This window comes from Haloarcula sp. CBA1122 (assembly GCF_009741785.1).
Classification (GTDB): domain Archaea; phylum Halobacteriota; class Halobacteria; order Halobacteriales; family Haloarculaceae; genus Haloarcula; species Haloarcula hispanica.
The window spans coordinates 43,549-60,113 of the sequence record NZ_WPCB01000008.1 but is presented as its reverse complement, the minus strand read 5'-3'; the positions used below and the strand labels follow the sequence as shown (position 1 = coordinate 60,113).

The following is a 16,565-nucleotide window of genomic DNA, read 5'->3' as shown; positions in this document are numbered from 1 at the left end:
CGAAAATCCGAGTTTGTCACCAGAGCCAGTCGAGCGACGGTTCCGGGAGCCAGGACGACACCAAGTCAATGGCTGGCCCGATCACGTCAACGGTTCCCGAGAGTTGCAGCACGGCGAGTGCGACTAGGACGAGCCACACATCCCGAGGAACGAGCTTGAGAGCCAGCCAGTAGACCATCAGTTGTTACCTCCCGTTCGCCGCTGGCTCACGGCGTAGAGTGCGCCAACGCCAATCAGTACCAGCACGAGTGACGATGACGAACCTCCGAGCAGGCCACCGCCAGCCGAGCCACGAAGGTTCTGTTCACGCGCCTCGATCTCCGCTCGCTTCCGTGCCAGATCCTCGTACTGTTGCTTGAGTTCGGTTACGTTAGTCGTCTCGTAGGTGGTTTTCTGGATAGTGACGTTCTGGACGGTCTGGCCGTCCTGTGTGGAGATACTGTCGATAGTAAACTCACCATCTAACTCGACAATGCGATCCGAGGTAACGACGTACTGCGTGCCGCCAATGTTAGACGTGTTGTAGGTCGTCCCATTCTCGAACTGACCGCTGGCTGGATTTTCTTGAGAGAACAGCACACCCTCGTACTGCGTACCGGATTCAGTAGTGACGTTGAAGCTCCCGATCTGATCGAAGTTCTCCGGAGAGTTCGTGCCGAGTAGGGTGAGCTGTGCGGCGGCCCAGCCCTGGAAGTCTTCACCCGCAGATTGCTGGTTCGACAGCACGTAAGGGTCAACGAGATCGCTGTTGTTGATTTCGCCAGCTTGGTACGCGCTATACGTGTTTTCGGCCAGCGTATCCATGTCGGCTTGGACCTCACTGTTCTGGCTTTGGATATCGGAGTTCAGCCTGTTGAACTCCTGCCAGCGAACGATCTTGAGGTTCTGATAGTTGTCGTTAGGCGCACGGATCATCAGCGATTCAAGATGAACACTGGAGCGACCAGAGCCAGCGGACGACTCAACAGAACTCGGGGCTGTGTGAGCGGTCAGCGTGGGATTGATGTTGTCACCGCTATCGTAACCGGCATCAACGAATACCTTCGGAGCCTGATACGTGTGGCTGCTACCGTTCGTGAGGGTGTAGCTAACCGAGTTCAGGCCTTGGTACTCGATAGTACCACCATCTCCGTACGGGTGAGTGTGGGACGTGCCGACGAACGTATCTTGGTTCCCGTCTAGTGTGGAGGCGATGTTTGACTCGTTTGCAGCGACGGAGTGCAGGTAATCGTAGTTCTGGGCCTCGACCTCGTACTGGTTCATGAGGTTGACCTGCTTGGTCGCGTAGTAGTCTGCGACAGCCTGCTTCGCTTCAGTCTTGGCGGCGGATTTACTGGCACCGCTGTTCAGCGCCTTGATGTAGGCATTTTTGCCGATGATGCGAGCCTGCGTTTTCGTATCCGACAGGTAGTTGTCCAGCGTAGTGTGGAAGCCTTCAGATGCCGCGTTACTGTTCTGTGCGGACTGGTAGATGTCCACCTTGGTCTGTGCAGCATCCGTTTCACTGGTATCGACCTTCGTACTGCCCGGCAGTCCAGTCCGGTCGAGTTGGACGACCTGGGGCATTACCGATTCACCGATCTGCTCGTTTAGTTCGTAGTTGAAATCGGCGTCACCACCAGTGTCTCCGAGGAACTTTCCGGAATCTCCGGGCGTCCATGCAGCAGTGACGCCGCCTTTCGAGAAGCCGGGTTCAGCGTCAGCACCTTCGACCTGAACAGTGAAAGTCTCATACGCACCAGCGTTGCGGAAGTGTGCTGATGATGTGCTGGCTGAAACACTCTTCTTCATGATCGTGACGTTATCACCAGCAGGTGACCCGGAAGTAATCACGGAGATCGTCGTCTCGGTGGTGACATTCGAGAGGTCGATTTCGACCTTGTGCGGACCAGTTGTAAATTCCTGAGCGTAGGTGTCCGTTGTCGACTGTGCCAGCGCAGGGCCGACACCAGTAACGACTGCCGACAGGACGAGCAGGCCAGCCAGCAAGATCGAGCGTGCGCGACTCATCGTAGTTCACCTCCGAAAGAATAGCGTCGTGTCATCGGTTTACTGAACAGCGACTCCCCAGGAGACGACCGTAGCGAAGAACGCCAGCTGCATCCCGAGCGGGTCGCCCAGACTGAGGAGGAAGTCGTTCACTTGCGGGACGAACTCGTTGCCGAGGATGACGAGCGGGCCTATGACAATCGCAATTTGCTCCCAGAGTCCGTAGTACTCGAAGCGTTTGGATTCGCTCGAAGCGAATCCCGCTGCGTACGTGCCGAGCGACACGAGCAGCGAGTGCTGGGTCGTCAGCGTGTACGACAGCCACGGGAGTTCGACCGTTGTGATGCCACCAAACTGGTAGAGACTTGCCGCCACGAACGCTACCGAGAGCATCGCTGGCAGCGAACGCATATTCATGTAGTCTCCGGCCACGTCGCTCAGGCGTCGCTGGTAGCTCATCGCTTCACCCGCACCTCGCGCGGATTGTACTCCTGTTCTTCACCGTCCTCGTTTTCGAACGACTCCGTTTCTTCGGACTTGCGAACGCCGATCTTCGCACCTTCGATAAGGCCAGCGATGATCTGTCGGCGCATCGTCTGGTTGAGCCGAATCGGACGACCATCGATTTCGGCCACACCGTTGTAGCTCGCCAGCGGGTTGAACGCAGTAATGACGCCGGTCACTTCTTCGCCTGGTTCGAGATCAATCCATCCGTTCGAGTTGTCGTCGTCGGAGACCTCGACAGAATCGAGGTCATCAAACGACGGGGCTTCGTTGGTAGCCATGCTACATTCAGAAATACTAGATACTAGTTAAAAGAGAAGAACCAGATAGAATCTGGTGAAGTTTTAAATACAAAGAATACGGTGAATTGCAGATCAAGAAACACGAACAGTATCGCCACACGAATCACACTCGAATAGTGATAAAGACTTATCGGTGATTTGCCGTTCGTACTGATAGCGTCCAGAGTCACAGGACAGACAACTATCATTAATTCGTGGATTCTGGAAACCAGTTTGGTTTTCTGAAATTTGATTCGAGTCGTCCCAGCTCTCAACGTCGGTCGTGATCTCGGTCATTGTGACACCGTTACCAGAGCTGGCCGAGTGGAGTTCACCATCAATCTCGATAGAATGTACGCGCCACTCCGGAACGCGCTCATGATTCAACCAATCAGGGCGGTGTTCCGGATCATCCAAGTCGGGACGGTCGAAGCCAGCCAGCACGCCACGAATTAGTGCTTCACCATGCTTGTCGGGTAGTTCCGACTGAAGCATTCCAAGCAAACCAGCGACACCGACATTCGGGTATCGGCGGGCCTTCTGCTCAATCCGTTCGACGTATTCGACAGCCTTGTTCTCGAACGCATCATCAGGGATGTAGGTGTCGTCGGGTATCGGAACAGTTGCGTCCACAGCACCCTGATATTCCGCGCAAAGAGGGCACTGATTCGACCCATCAGGGTGGTAGCACTGCCGATCAGCCGTTGTCTGTTCACAGGCACGCCAGGCGTCAACCCAGTCGTCCCATAGCTCAGTCGAGCCACCGTCTGGAACGATTTCAGACGATTCGGCAGGAGAGGTATCGACCCGGTGTTTTGTGAGTGTCTGAGATTGGTCGATACCGTGCGGAGAACCACACTCAGCGCACTCGACCGTGTTAGTCCCTTTATCAGAAACAGTGAGACGGTCACCGTGTTGCCCTTCCAGATCCGAGTGTGGCGACTCATGTCTTTGGCGGCAGCGGTCAGCAATAGCCGCCCATCGAGCCGAATCAGACCGGGAAACGGTTCGGATGTTTCCGGCGGTCATTGCAGCTGCCCAGGCGATGTAGGAGGGAGATCGTTCGAACAGGTCGAGCGGGTCGATGGAAGCGTAATCTGCAACGTAGGCCGCGAGGTTCTCGACTGATTCAGGATCACGTACTGAAACGGGCGTGTCGCAGTCATCACACGCACCTTCGGCGGCGTCCCACGGATTCGGTGCTGTATCCGCGTGTTCGGGACACGGAGTATTCGTGTGTGCATCACGTCCAGCACCCTCAGTGGCGGAAACGTGGGTTTCCATAACAGGAGCGAAATCAGACTGTGAGATTTTGCCGTCGACGACAATGATCGAGTGTTCGTGAGCGTAGCACTGGTTTTGGCCGCTGCCCGGATGTGGCTCTAAAACGCGCCAGAACTGCCATTCATTGTTCTCAAAACCGAGCTTGTCGAGTACGTATCGAAGCTTCTGGTAGACCTCGCGCCATGGCTCACGGACCCTGTTTGCATGATCGACAGGACCGATCCGAGTTCCATCAGGGACAGAGGAAGCCGAGCGAGTCAGGAACGCGACAGAGGGATTATCGAACGTGGCTTCGGTTTCACCACCTGACGGGCGTGAGCCACCGGTGAGTTCGCGGAGCCAACCCTGACACTGGGCATAAAATTCGCGCTGATAATCCGGAGACCACCGATCAGACGCCGAGAAACTAAATTTCGTGTACTCAGGGTCACGGGGCCAACCGTATTGGAGGTTAATTGTAGTCTTGCGGGTCCGTTCGTGGGATTCAAGCAGGTTCTCGACTGCGACAGCCCACGGGACGCCTTCAATTTCAGTAACTCGTTCACCAGAGACGGATTTGCGAGCTACCCAAGAGTCGGCTGCATCAGCGGGTGAAAGGGAAAGTCGGTCAATCTCCTCGCCGTGGGATTCAGAAACATGACCTTCTGGGTCTTGCGTAGCGGGCATGAAAAACGATTCACAGCGTCCACAGTAGTAGAGAATGTCGGAATCCCAGGTCTCGGTAGAAAAATCAGTGTAGTCCTCTCGGATCGGAGTTCCGTCCTCGAATGCAACAGGAACATCTACAAGATCGGGACACTCCTCGATGAACGACCAGAGAACGTCGTCAGTACTTGGTAGGTCGCGTTCGTCGGGTTCGGAAGTTTGGGTTTCAGCGTCTGTCCCGGCGGTTTCACACTTATTCTGATTGGTTTGCCGAGAGCCGCTGGCCGCTGGTTGCCCCTCACTCATCGAACTTGGTAGAAGAATCGACAGCGTTCGACAGCGACCGCACAGCATCCCCACGTTCCGGGCCTTCGGCCGGGCTTTCGCGTTGGGATTGCCCCCGTCGCTCCGCTCGGGGGCGTGCGCTCTCTCGGTCGGTCGGACCCCCATGTGAGGGGGCCGCTCCCTCCGCTCGCTCGCTTGTGGCGGAGTTTAGGACTGCTTCAGGAATGTCGTTGAAGCAGGAATGGCAGAGGTCGAACCGAGCGGCTTCTGTATCGGTGTGATTGATACAGATCGCTCCGCAGTCATCGCAGGCGTAGTGAACGTAGTCCGACCAGGAGGTCACGCCTGACCACCTCCTTCGAGATCGAGGATTACAGCTGAGACTTCATCTCGAGTATGTCGATGAGCCTCGGTTAGCGCGATGGCCGAAGCCGTGGTATCGTCGCTCGTCGAAACAGAGACTAAATCGAAGCAGAGTTCGTCGACGCAAACCCAGTCAGTCATCGGGATCACCATCCTGCACCGAAGCCTCCTGAAACCGAGTCGCGCAAATTAGCTCACGGGGAATCTCGAAATCTTGGTCAGAACTAACGGCTAGCCTGTACTTTCCACGACGAACTTTTTCGACTACACCAGCTGCTTGTAGCGATTTGAGGTGTTTACAAACCGTTTCGCGAGTGATATCCGTATTTTCAGCAATCACTGCCGGCGAGAGGATTAAGCCACTTGCGAGAATGGCGATGATTTTGTGATCAGAACTAGTGACCCAATCAGGCTGATCAGGCCCAAAGCAGTCAGAAATATCAGTCATCGAGAACCACCGTCCTCGATCTGCTCGATTGCTCGACGAACTTCGTCGTCGGTTGCCTCTATGAGACGGGACGCACGAACGAACTCGTTTGGAGGGAACGGCCAGTCCTCAGGAGCGGGGGAACTCAAGAATCAACACCCCGCTCACGTCCCGGAACAATGGAAATCGACAGCAGGCGAAGGGGGCCGTTCAACTGCTGAACGAACTCCAAAATCCGAGTTTCAACTGAGAATTGTAACCGGCCCAGAGACGACCTGAACCGTGTTATATCGGTATTTGAGCGTAGAAGCTCGAAACCGACGATTTCGGGACGGGCACGGTGGGATTCGAACCCACGACCGTCGGATATCTTCCCCCGATGGCAGCGCCAGCGGAGATAGAAGTCCGACGCTCTATCCGGACTGAGCTACGTGCCCTCGCTGTCGTGTACTTCCGGTAGTGACAAAAGAAATGCGGAACGCGATCGCCGGTCAGTCACCGTGGTCGAGGTCTTCTTCGACGTCATCAGCCGTCGTAATGGCGTTGACGTTCCCGGTCTGAATCGCGGTCAGCCCGTCCAGCTCACAGAGGGCGTCGATTTCGTCCTGCGTGGTCGAGACCAGCAGGTCGTCGAACTGGAGGTGGCGCTCGACGGTCGCGCCGGCGGCCGCCACGGCCGCGGCGACACGGTCGGGGTCAGCATCCTCAGCCGTTTCGAGAAGCAACTCGACGGGCTCGCCTTCGATTGGGTCCGCACGCAGGCTCTCGACGGCACGGGAGACGTACATCACTCGGACGAGGGACCGCCGGGGCCTTGATTGTGCTGTTCGGGGTGGTCGAAGCGGGCCTCCGCGACGGCGAAGGCCAGCGTGCTGACCAGACCAAGCAGGGTCCCGCCGGTGAGCATCACCGCAAGGTACTCCAGATCCCGAATCCCGAGGAAGAAGGCGCTGACGGCGTGCAACACGGCGGCAATCGACAGGACGTAGAAGGGGGCGTTGAGATACCGCCAGCGGAAGCTCCCGTCGAGGTACTCGTCGGTCACGCGGCCGAGGCTGGAGGTGATGCCGGCGGCGGCGAACCACTGGATCGCTCCCGAAACCAGCGACGCGATGACTTCCAGAGCGTCGGGGTCGGTCTGGCGTTCGAGTTCCTGAACGCCGCTGACGCCGCCGATAGCGAGCAGCGCGGCCGCGACGACGTAGGTGATGATCGTCACGCGCCCGGCGTACAGTCCGGACGTCGTCCGCTCGACCGCTTCGTCCAGTATCTTCTCAGCGCCGAGGCCCCGGGCGAGGATGTAGAGCCCAAGCAGGCCGGAAATGACACCAAGCGCGGAGCCGGGGTAGCCCAGCGCCTCGATGGCGATTGTCAGCGGGTAGATGAGCAGGAGTATGCCAAGCGGGACCAGAATTGTGCCGCGGGTCTCCGGGTCGTCGAGCACCTGCTTGATGGTGTAGTACATCGATTCGAGGTTCTGGGCCTGGCGGACGACGACGCGGCGGACGCCGTCGATACGGACCCGCGAGCGGATGACAGGGACCACCGATTCGTCCTGTGCGCCGTCGGTGACGATGAGCGCCCGCACGTCCTCGCTGGCCGCCAGCGACGCGAGAACGGTATCGACCTCCTCGCCGACCGCCCGGTTGGCGGCCACGTCGCTCCCGTCGACACCGGTGACGGCCGCGACTTCGACCGGTTCGTCGGTGATGTCGTCGTAGATGTGGACGCCCTCGAAGAGGACGTTCACGTCGGAGTCCTCCGGGTCGTTCGAGGCCAGCGCCACCGCTGCATCTACGACGGCATCGCGCCCGATGACTGGCGTCTCGATGCCGGTCTTACGGCCGAGGTCGTCGTCGAGGTCGATACACAGCACCAGCAGCATCTACCGGCGCTACGCCGTCTGTGTTTAACTTCTTTCGGGACCGCCTCACCCTGATTCAGGCAGCGTCCCCCGGGTCCGCCGCTCGACGAGCAACAGCGCGGCGAGCCCCAGAATGATGAGCGTGTACGCCGCTGCGGCGGTGAGCGCGGCCTGTTCGGAGCTGTACTCACCGGTGCGGAAGATGATAGCCTTCCGGACCATCGCGATGACGCCCGTGTAGATCACCAGACGGACGATGCGGCGCGTCTCGCTTTCCTGCGTGTACGCAACGACGGTCTGGTACACCTCGACGATAATAAAGAGGAGCAGGGCCGTGTCGATGAAGCCGACGACGACCAGCGGATCGGTGATGTCGCCGCGGAGCGCGCTTTGGAATATCTGGAGGGTCAGGTCGAAGACGCCGATGGCAAAGAGCAGGACCAGCACCAGCGCTGCGACGACCTCGACGTATCGGATGAGCGACTCGCTAACCCCAAGCACCCTGTCGTCGAACGACTCCGCTGCCGGCAGTGGCCCGCCCACGGGGTCGGACTCCTCGTCATCCATACGGACGAGAGGGCCCCCAGCCGATTCAACTTTATCCAGTGGAGTCCCCGTCCTCAAGGAGCAACGCAACGAGCGGAGCGAGTGAGTAGCGCAGTAGGATGGGGAGGAAACGATCATCATGTTCAGAGGTTGTCCGAAGCAGCGTGGCACTCGGAGTGGGCGTTCGACCGACTGTGCGAGTACGTCGAGTACAAGGCCGAAGCCGAAAGGTTGTTCGTGGATACGACGAATCCAAAGAACACGAGCAAGCGGTGCGCCGAGTGTGGGTTCATCCACGACGAGAATCGCCCGTCACGCGATACGTTCGAGTGCCAGAAGTGTGGGAATCAGAATCACGCTGACTACAACGCTGCCAAGAACGTGGCAGATGTGTATCTCCGACGCGAGCAACAGTCCTCGCGTGGGAGGGGCGTCAGTCAATACGCCCTGAAGTCCGGGACAGTGACGCCAAGTCGGGGATACACCCCGTACCCTGACGGGTTCGAGGCAGAGTCCACGGACAAACCCCACCCTCAATGAGCGAACCCGTCAAGGTGAGCGAAGTAGGGTAGAGTCGTTGACAGCAGTCCCTATCTAGCGTGGCCCGGGTCCGCCGGCCGCGGCTCGAATGATTCCGGGGGTGTGCCCAGCCTGGCGACGAGCCACAGGACCGGGAGCAACAGTACGCTCCCGACGACGAAGGGCGACCAGTAGCCGACGGCGAAGTACAGTCCCCCCATGACCGGCGGGCCGACGGTCCGGGCGAGACTGCCAGCGCCCTGCGTGATGCCGAAAGCGCTTCCCTGGAGGGCCGCGCTGGCCTGCTGGGAGACCAGCGCTGTCAGCGTCACCGAGAGGATGCCGTTGCCGAGCGGTAACAGCGTCAACACGAGCAAGAGGCCGAGCAGGTCGGCAGTGAGGAACGGGGCAAGTGCGGTCAAGTCAGGGAGAACCGACCCGATGGCCCGCGAAGCCGGGATCGCGCCGACACCGACGACGAGCAGCGCGGTCCCGAACAGCGAGAGCCGGACCGGGCTGTAGCGGGCCGAAAGGCGGCCGACGAGGACCCCCTGCGTGATGACTGCGACGACGCCGATATATGTCAACAGGAGCGCGCTCTGGGCGGCCGTGTAGCCGTAGATATCAGCGACGTAGGGAACGAACATCACCTGCACGCCGGAGAAGGCAAACGAGACGAGGAAGAAGGCCGCGAGCAGCGGCCGGAGACCTGGGGTCGCCACCGCCGCGCGGAGCTGGGTAATCGACGAGGTACGCTCTGTCGCGGTCGCGGCCGCGGATTCGGCGACGGTCCTGGACTCAGGGAGAAAGAACAGTGCGACGAACACACCGGCAAGACTAGCGGCCGCGGCGGCGAAGCTCGGGAGCGAGAACCGAGAGATGGGCACAGCCGCCGGCAAGAGACCGTCGACGGCGGCGACCGTGGCGTCGAAGCTCAACACCGCGCCGATGCCGGGGCCGAAGATGAACCCGAGGCCGAACGCGGCCCCGATGAAACCCAAGGCGGCGGCCCGGCGCTCCGGCGGCGTCACGTCGGCGACGTAGGCCTGCGCCGTCGAGAGGTTGCCGCCCATCGCACCGGCCAGCATCCGGGACAGAAACAGGAGCCACAGCGCGTCGGCCAGCCCGAACACAGTCCAAGCGACGACGGACCCACACAGCGATACCACCAGCACCGGGCGGCGGCCGACGCGGTCCGACAGCGAGCCAAGCAGCGGCGCGAAGACGAACTGCATCGCGGAGTACGAAGCCGCAAGCAGTCCGATGACGAACTCCGTCCCGCCCGGGAACGTGCGCGTGTAGTACGGGAGGATGGGGATGATGATGCCGAAGCCCAGCAGGTCCAGAAAGACGACGAAGAAGACGACCGCGAGGCCGCGACGGCGGCGGGACCCGGTGATTCCGGTCCCGGTGTCTGTCATACAACCCTCTGCGTCGGGAAGCCGGATAAGGGCGCTGGGGAACGTGCGCACCGTTCGGACCACGTCCATGCCGTCCCGTCCCACGCCAGGCCCGATGCGCACGCTTTTTCCCGCTGGGAGCGGTGGCTAGAGACAATGATTTCCGAGGGCTGCGAACAGTGCGCCAAAGGCGGCAAGATGGTGCTGTTCGTCTACGGCTACTGCGACCAGCGAGACTGCTTCTACTGTCCCCTCGGGGAAAACCGCAAGAACGTCACCCAGATGTACGCCAACGAGCGTCCCGTCGAGGACGACTCGGACGTCATCGAGGAGGCCAAGCGCATGAGCGCGCTGGGGACTTCCATCACGGGCGGCGAACCCCAGGAAGTACTTGACCGGACCTGTCACTATCTGGAACTGCTGAAAGACGAATTCGGCGAGGACCACCACACGCACCTCTACACCGGTATCCCCGGCGGCCGCGAGAACATGCGCCGCCTCTCGGAAGCCGGCCTCGACGAGATCCGCTTCCACCCGCCTCTAGAGCAGTGGGGCGACCTCCACGGGACCGAGTGGGAGGACATCCTCTACATCGCCCGCGAGGAGGGGCTGACACCCGCCTTCGAGATTCCCGGTATCCGCGCCGAGGAGGAGTTCCTCGAGTTCCTCGACGAGGGCGCGGCCGACTTCTGTAACATCAACGAGTTCGAGATGTCCGACGGGAACTACCGCCGGATGCAGGAGGAGGGCTTCGAACTGAAAGAGGACCACATGAGCGCCGTCGAGGGGTCCCACGACATCCTGGAGAAGATGGGCGACCACGAGAAGGTGTACTTCTGTACGAGCGTGTTCAAAGACGCCGCCCAGCACCGCTCGCGGCTCAAGCGGATGGCCCGCAACATCCGCCGGCCGTTCGACGACGTGACCGACGACGGGACGCTCGTCTACGGGAAGGCGTGGACCTCCGAGGCTCGGCTTGAAACCCTCGGCGTCCCCGAAGAGTACTACACCGTCAAATCCGAGCACGTCGAACTCGCCTGGTGGCTGCTGGAGGAGATGGTCGAGGAAGGTGACGTCGAGAAGGGCGAAATCGTCGAGCAGTACCCGACCTACGACGGGACGGTCGTCGAGCGGACGCCGCTGTCCAACGGTGCTGACGCTGGACGGGCAACGGCTGACGACTGAGACCAGGGTTCTGTTTTTCTGTCCGGTTTCTGCATCACACAGGCCTGTGCTGTCCAGCCGTGGCTTTATCTATCAGCTAAGAGAAATGCCGGTGACCCTCCATGCGCCTGGCTATCGACAGCGGGAAACTCCTGTACACACTCGGTATTCTGTTCGCCGCGGCGGCGCTCCTGTATTTCGTCCGGGACGTCGTGTTTGATCTCTCGATAACGGTGAAAGCGGCGCTGCTGTTGCTGGGCTTTGTTGCGCTGTTCGTTGCGGGCGTGGCCCTCGAACGGGACGTGCTTGACGTCGTAGCCTTCGCTCTCAGTGGCGTGACCTACGTCGTGTTCGCCGGCTACGTCGTTGTTCGGTATTCGCCGGGTGAAACTGGCACGTTCCTGTTGCTCGCCGCGTCGGCGGGACTGTTCGTCGGGCTCGGCTACGCGCTCCGGGCAGGGATTCCGACACCGTCGCGCCGAACGGCGACGGTCGCGCTCGGCGGCCTGCTCGTCGTGAGCGGGGTGCTCGTGGGAGCCGACGCGCTCAGTGGCGGGGTGACCTACGATGTGCAGACAAACGAGTCCGTCACCGTGTCGGTCCCGGAGCCGGAGACCCCGGACAGGTACCCGTACATCGAGGCGGAAATCGGAGCCGTTACCGCATCGAACCCGTCACCGTTCCTGCGAGCGCTAGACCTCCCCTCGCTTTCGGGCTGTCTGGTCGGGCCGACAGACCACCCGCAGGACAGCGTGTACGTAGACACCGATATCCAGTGGGACGAGGACACCATCGGCGCTTCGACGACGAAGTCCTACGCCGTCACCGCCGAGTTGCCGATTGACCCGAACCGGACGGAGCCAAAAACGTACGCCATCGAGCGGGACATCGACTGTAGCGCCGAGCGGCCCGAGCCGACGATAGCGATTCAGGTCGGCGAAAGCGACAGATTAGACTGACTACTCCAGTTCTGTGAGACACTCCTGACAGTAGGAGGCGTCTTGCATGTTCGGCGTACCGCAGGTGCCACAGGTCACGACCGACATATTGGTCTCCGACAGCGGTGACGCCTCGTCGTCGGTGAGCGTGTCGACTGGCCAGTCGGCTCTGGTAGGCGACTGGTCCCGCATCTCGGCGCGCTGGTGGACCTGCTGGATGAGCTCGTCGTCACGCATCGCTTCGAGGCCGCGCCACAGCCCCAGAAACAGCAGCGTCGGCGCGACGATAACGAACAGGCCAGCGATGACGCGCAACGCCAGTTCCACCTGGCCGAGCGACATACGGTAACAATGGGCTGGAACGTCGAGTATCCTTCGCCGCATCCGTCGGCTTGCGGGCCGTCAGGCCGCGTCGACGCCTTCTTGTCCCGTCTCGCTGAAGACAGGCTGTGAGTGACCCTATCGTGGCAATCGGTGGCGGGCTCGCCGTGGTCTTGCTCCTCGGGTTGAGCGCGTTCTTTTCGAGCTCGGAAATCGCGGTGTTCTCGCTACAGAAGGACTGGATAGCACAACAGGCGGCGACGGGCGACCGACAGGCCAAGGTGCTGGAGGAACTGTACGACAACCCACACCGCCTGTTGGTGACGCTGCTAGTCGGCAACAACATCGTCAACATCGCGATTTCGAGCATCATCACCGTCCTCGTCGCGAGCTATCTCTCCCCGGGGCCGGCGGTCGTTGCAACCACGGTCGTCACCAGCTTCCTCATCCTGATCTTCGGCGAGATCGTGCCGAAGGCGTTCGGCCTCGGCAACGCACAGAAATGGGCACTGACTGTCGCATCGCCGGTCCGGATCGTCGAGCGCGTGCTCTCCCCGCTTATCACGTTGTTCGATGGCATTACCAGTCGCATAAACGCCCTCATTCCCGTCGAAACCGACATCGAGAAGCCGTACCTGGACTGACCGTCAGTACTGGTACAGAGAGACGACGAACGGCAGTTTGTTGTACATCCAGATCGCCAGCGGGAGACCGATGATCGTCACCGATAGCGCGTACGCGACGCCGGTCCAGACGCCGCTGGCCCACCAGCCGACGAAGACGAACCAGACCGCGCGGACGAGCAGCGAGTGTTGCGAGCCACCTTCGGTCTCTGTGACGAGTCGGTCGCGTCGCTTGAGCGTCAGCACGAGCGGTACCCTGTTTATCATCTTGATGCCCAGCGGGATGCCGATGATCGTGACGTTCAGTAGCCACGCGACCGAGAGCCAGATGCCAGTGACCCACCAGCCGACGAGCAGAAACCACACCGCCCGAACGAGGAGGGACCGCTGTTCACTCATACCTGGAACCTACCCCGGCCGGCATCATAAGCTTCCTGTCCGGTGTGTGAGGACAGAAACCGAGCCAGCCACACAGTGTGGGTCCGGCGTTACGCTTCGAACCCGTCTTCGAAGACGAACGTCCCGTTCCGCTGCACGACTTGCACCGACCTTTTTCGGCGTCGGGTCGCCGCTGGCGACCGCTCCTTGAAAAACGTCGTCCTCGTGAGCGGAGCGAACGAGGGCTCGGGAGAGCGTGCTCTCCCGGCGATGAAAAAAGCCGCTCACTCCGTTCGCGGTCAGTACTCAGACCTCGAACCCGTCTTCGAAGACGAACGTCCCGTTCCGCTGCACGACTTCGCCGTCGACTTCGATGAACGAGTCCTCGCTCATGTCGACGATCATGTCGACGTGGACGGCCGATTCGTTTTGCTCGTTGTCCTCGCCAACCGTCTCGTCGTAGGCTCGCCCTACCGCCATATGAACGGTGTCACCCATCTTTTCATCGAACAGCATATTGTAGGAGAACTGGTCGATATCCCGGTTCATTCCGATACCCAGTTCGCCGAGTCGGCTCGCACCGTCATCAGTCGACAACACCTCTGTCAGGAGGTCCTCGTTCTTGGCGGCGCTGTGCTCGACGACTTCGCCGTCCTCGAAGCGGAGGAAGACGTCGGTCACTTCCCTGCCCTGATGGTACAGCGGCTTGTCGAACAGCACCTCGCCCTCGACGCTGTCGGAGACTGGCGCAGTGAACACCTCACCGCCGGGCAGGTTCTTCTCGCCGTAATCGTTGAGCGTCTCGTTGCCGGCGATAGACATCGTCACGTCGGTCGTCTCTCCCGAGACAATGCGTACCTCCTCGGCGGGGTCGAGTATCTCGACCATCTGTGCCTGGTGCTCGCGAACGGCGTCCCAGTCTTTGAGGACGGCGTCCCAGACGAAGTTCTCGTACCCCTCTGTGGAGGTCTGGGCGAGCTGGGCGTTCGCGGGCGCGGGGTACTGGGTGAGACACCAGGTCTTCGAGAGCCGCTCGTTCAAGAGTGGCTGCTGGGACTGCTGGTAGGCGGCTGTCGTTTCGGGGTCGACATCGCTGGTCTCGGTGACGTTGTCGCTGCCCTTGATAGCGATGTACGCGTCCATCTCCTCGTACAGCGCCTCGATGTGGCTCGGCGTCTCGAACTCGTCCCGGTTGCGGAGGTAGGCGCGCCGGAACCGCTCGCCGAGGCGGTTCTGCACAACGAGCGGGTTCGCGCCGCGGTCAGCGGCGAACTCGTGTAGCGCGGTGACGAGGTCCGAAGCCTGCGGGTGGGCGTCGATAACGAGGTTGTCGCCTTCGCTCAGGTCGATAGAGTGGTCGACGATGACTTCCGCGTGTTCGCGAATACGTGGGTCCATACAGATAGGCACCACCGACGGCCCCTAACCGTTACCCTCCCGGCTACTTCTTCTTGCTCTGCTGGAACCCTTCTTTGAATCCCTGGAAGGTCCGCCGGAGCATCAGATACATAAAGAAGAAAAACAGGAGCACAGCAGCGAGGAGCGCGTAGGTGAGCAGGTCAGCCATACCGGCGGTTGTCGAGCCGACATGAAAGTCCTTTCGGGAGACCCGACTTCGGGCGTCTACCGGTCGATATCGGAGGGTAAAATACGGGTTTGACCGATAGCTACAACGATCACTGTGCTTTGGCAAAGACTCATAATCCCATAGAACATACAGATAGTCATGTCGTTGCTGCCCTCTCGGGACCCGGCGACCCCGGACGCCGAACCCCGAGTAATCGGTGTCGACAGTGATGATGCGGACGACGTGCTGTCGGCACTCTCGGCAGAGACCGCGCGCAACTTACTGTCAGAGCTAAACAAGGAGCCAGCACCGCCGTCGGAGCTGGCTGACCGGGTCGATACGTCGCTGCAAAACGCACAGTACCATCTGAAGAAGCTCAAAAACGCCGGTGCGGTCGAGGTCGTCGATACGGCCTACTCCGAGAAGGGGCGCGAGATGGACGTGTTCGCGCCGGCCAACCAGCCGCTCGTTATCTGTGCCGGCGATGAACAGGAGACGTCGGGGCTGCGGGCGGCGCTAGCGAACATTATCGGCGGGCTCGCGATCATCGGCTTCGCCAGTCTGCTGGTCCAGCAGGTGTTCGGGAGCGGACTTGGGTCGCTGTTCGGTGGCCCGACAGTGTCCTCCGGGAGTGCGGACACTGACCCCCGGAATCCGAGTCTCTACGCCGAGAACGCTACCGTGACGGACGGCGGCTTCGAGGCCACTGCGGGTGCGCTCGACACCGCCGCACAGGGCGGCGCTGAAGCCGCCGCTGCTGTGATTCCGCCGGGACTGGCGTTCTTCGCCGGCGGCGCGTTCGTCATTGCAGGCATGGCGGCGCTGTGGTACATGCGCCAGTAGCCGCCGATTCGGTTCACTGTGACGCGAGCTTTTGACGGAAAGTTACCGTGTAACTGTCTCACCGTTCGACGATAGTCGTCGATATCGGCGTGCCATCCGGGGAGCGGAGACGGACGCGAACGTCACCGGCCATCACATCCAGTTCCGCGTGGGCCGGCTGATAGCGCCGCGGGTCCGCATAACTGCCCGGGTTGACCAGCGTCCAGCCGCCGAAATCAGTCAGTACGGGTTTGTGCGAGTGTCCGACGACGACGATATCGGCGTTTTCCTGCCGAGCCAGCATCCCGAGGGCGGTTTCGGTGTGCTCGTGGCCGTGGACAACGACGATGGTCAGCCCCTCCCAGGAGACGGTCGCAACGTCGGGGAGGCGGGCGCGGACCGCCGGTCTATCGTTGTTCCCGACGACGCCGGTCAGTTCGTCGCATTCGGCGTCGATAGCATCGAGGACCCGCTCGGTCATGAAATCGCCCGCGTGGAGAACGTGGTCGGCCTCGCGGACAGCATCAAGCGTCCGACCTGACAGTCGATGGTCGTCCGTCCCGTGCGTATCTGAGATGACAGTGAGCATACCGCCGGTAACGGAGCCAGGTATAAATCCAGAAGCATTTTGCGTGATGGATGTGA

The 16,565-nt window shown here is 60.7% G+C and carries 19 protein-coding genes, 1 tRNA gene and 1 pseudogene; 5 read left to right on the top strand and 16 right to left on the bottom strand.

Annotated elements, in window-relative coordinates:
* Nucleotides 1–16 precede the first annotated feature (16 nt).
* The 10 genes from GJ630_RS05065 to GJ630_RS05020 all read right to left on the bottom strand — a co-directional run bounded on the left by GJ630_RS05065 (nucleotide 17) and on the right by GJ630_RS05020 (nucleotide 8,209).
* On the bottom strand, nucleotides 17–178 hold the full coding sequence (locus GJ630_RS05065) for a hypothetical protein (protein WP_191449487.1): 162 nt from the start codon (nucleotides 176–178) through the stop codon (nucleotides 17–19).
* Nucleotides 178–2,010, bottom strand: a complete 1,833-nt coding sequence (locus tag GJ630_RS05060; protein WP_064288531.1) for a hypothetical protein — start codon at nucleotides 2,008–2,010, stop codon at nucleotides 178–180. The genes GJ630_RS05065 and GJ630_RS05060 overlap by 1 nt, the downstream gene beginning before the upstream one ends.
* Before the next feature lie 39 nt (nucleotides 2,011–2,049).
* Nucleotides 2,050–2,448 (bottom strand): hypothetical protein, encoded by a 399-nt coding sequence (locus tag GJ630_RS05055; RefSeq protein WP_050037297.1) that lies wholly within the window; start codon nucleotides 2,446–2,448, stop codon nucleotides 2,050–2,052.
* Nucleotides 2,445–2,774 (bottom strand): hypothetical protein, encoded by a 330-nt coding sequence (locus GJ630_RS05050; RefSeq protein WP_050037296.1) that lies wholly within the window; start codon nucleotides 2,772–2,774, stop codon nucleotides 2,445–2,447. The genes GJ630_RS05055 and GJ630_RS05050 overlap by 4 nt, the downstream gene beginning before the upstream one ends.
* A gap of 93 nt (nucleotides 2,775–2,867) precedes the next feature.
* A complete protein-coding gene (locus GJ630_RS05045; RefSeq protein ID WP_197427619.1) occupies nucleotides 2,868–5,009 on the bottom strand; it encodes a hypothetical protein in 2,142 nt (713 codons plus the stop codon).
* A 475-nt stretch (nucleotides 5,010–5,484) separates the two neighbouring features.
* Nucleotides 5,485–5,799 (bottom strand): helix-turn-helix domain-containing protein, encoded by a 315-nt coding sequence (locus GJ630_RS05040; protein WP_191449485.1) that lies wholly within the window; start codon nucleotides 5,797–5,799, stop codon nucleotides 5,485–5,487.
* Between the two features lie 311 nt (nucleotides 5,800–6,110).
* Nucleotides 6,111–6,215, bottom strand: a tRNA-Arg gene (locus GJ630_RS05035).
* 54 nt (nucleotides 6,216–6,269) lie between these two features.
* Entirely contained in the window at nucleotides 6,270–6,566 is a 297-nt protein-coding gene (locus GJ630_RS05030) for a hypothetical protein (RefSeq protein WP_014039060.1), read from the bottom strand.
* Entirely contained in the window at nucleotides 6,566–7,663 is a 1,098-nt protein-coding gene (locus tag GJ630_RS05025) for a DUF373 family protein (RefSeq protein ID WP_014039059.1), read from the bottom strand. Before GJ630_RS05025 ends, GJ630_RS05030 begins: the two co-directional genes overlap by 1 nt.
* A 45-nt stretch (nucleotides 7,664–7,708) precedes the next feature.
* Nucleotides 7,709–8,209, bottom strand: a complete 501-nt coding sequence (locus GJ630_RS05020) for a phosphate-starvation-inducible PsiE family protein (RefSeq protein ID WP_014039058.1) — start codon at nucleotides 8,207–8,209, stop codon at nucleotides 7,709–7,711.
* 126 nt (nucleotides 8,210–8,335) lie between these two features.
* On the opposite strand from GJ630_RS05020, the pseudogene GJ630_RS05015 reads away from it, so the two are divergent.
* Nucleotides 8,336–8,728, top strand: a pseudogene (locus GJ630_RS05015) (zinc ribbon domain-containing protein); the annotation flags it as partial.
* 50 nt (nucleotides 8,729–8,778) lie between these two features.
* Here the strand turns inward: GJ630_RS05015 and GJ630_RS05010 are convergent.
* Nucleotides 8,779–10,128, bottom strand: coding sequence for an MFS transporter (locus GJ630_RS05010; protein ID WP_191449484.1), 1,350 nt, complete (start codon nucleotides 10,126–10,128; stop codon nucleotides 8,779–8,781).
* Nucleotides 10,129–10,263: 135 nt separating this feature from the next.
* On the opposite strand from GJ630_RS05010, the gene GJ630_RS05005 reads away from it, so the two are divergent.
* Both GJ630_RS05005 and GJ630_RS05000 read left to right on the top strand, forming a co-directional pair.
* Nucleotides 10,264–11,292, top strand: coding sequence for a radical SAM protein (locus GJ630_RS05005; RefSeq protein WP_050037293.1), 1,029 nt, complete (start codon nucleotides 10,264–10,266; stop codon nucleotides 11,290–11,292).
* A 101-nt stretch (nucleotides 11,293–11,393) separates the two neighbouring features.
* Nucleotides 11,394–12,230, top strand: a complete 837-nt coding sequence (locus GJ630_RS05000; protein WP_191449483.1) for a DUF1109 domain-containing protein — start codon at nucleotides 11,394–11,396, stop codon at nucleotides 12,228–12,230.
* On the opposite strand, the gene GJ630_RS04995 is transcribed toward GJ630_RS05000, so the two are convergent.
* On the bottom strand, nucleotides 12,231–12,551 hold the full coding sequence (locus GJ630_RS04995; protein ID WP_050007182.1) for a zinc ribbon domain-containing protein: 321 nt from the start codon (nucleotides 12,549–12,551) through the stop codon (nucleotides 12,231–12,233).
* Nucleotides 12,552–12,658: 107 nt separating this feature from the next.
* Between GJ630_RS04995 and GJ630_RS04990 the strand changes: the two genes are divergently transcribed.
* Complete coding sequence (locus GJ630_RS04990) at nucleotides 12,659–13,174, top strand: CNNM domain-containing protein (protein WP_014039053.1); 516 nt, start codon at nucleotides 12,659–12,661, stop codon at nucleotides 13,172–13,174.
* 3 nt (nucleotides 13,175–13,177) lie between these two features.
* Here GJ630_RS04990 and GJ630_RS04985 read toward each other — a convergent pair whose 3' ends face one another.
* The 3 genes from GJ630_RS04985 to GJ630_RS20285 all read right to left on the bottom strand — a co-directional run bounded on the left by GJ630_RS04985 (nucleotide 13,178) and on the right by GJ630_RS20285 (nucleotide 15,098).
* A complete protein-coding gene (locus GJ630_RS04985) occupies nucleotides 13,178–13,552 on the bottom strand; it encodes a YccF domain-containing protein (RefSeq protein ID WP_191449482.1) in 375 nt (124 codons plus the stop codon).
* A 285-nt stretch (nucleotides 13,553–13,837) separates the two neighbouring features.
* A complete protein-coding gene (locus GJ630_RS04980; protein ID WP_064288536.1) occupies nucleotides 13,838–14,929 on the bottom strand; it encodes an aminopeptidase in 1,092 nt (363 codons plus the stop codon).
* Nucleotides 14,930–14,972: 43 nt separating this feature from the next.
* Nucleotides 14,973–15,098 (bottom strand): hypothetical protein, encoded by a 126-nt coding sequence (locus GJ630_RS20285; protein WP_004959992.1) that lies wholly within the window; start codon nucleotides 15,096–15,098, stop codon nucleotides 14,973–14,975.
* Nucleotides 15,099–15,257: 159 nt separating this feature from the next.
* On the opposite strand from GJ630_RS20285, the gene GJ630_RS04975 reads away from it, so the two are divergent.
* Complete coding sequence (locus GJ630_RS04975; protein WP_050037291.1) at nucleotides 15,258–15,941, top strand: helix-turn-helix domain-containing protein; 684 nt, start codon at nucleotides 15,258–15,260, stop codon at nucleotides 15,939–15,941.
* Between the two features lie 58 nt (nucleotides 15,942–15,999).
* On the opposite strand, the gene GJ630_RS04970 is transcribed toward GJ630_RS04975, so the two are convergent.
* On the bottom strand, nucleotides 16,000–16,509 hold the full coding sequence (locus tag GJ630_RS04970) for a metallophosphoesterase (protein ID WP_014039050.1): 510 nt from the start codon (nucleotides 16,507–16,509) through the stop codon (nucleotides 16,000–16,002).
* Nucleotides 16,510–16,565 lie beyond the last annotated feature (56 nt).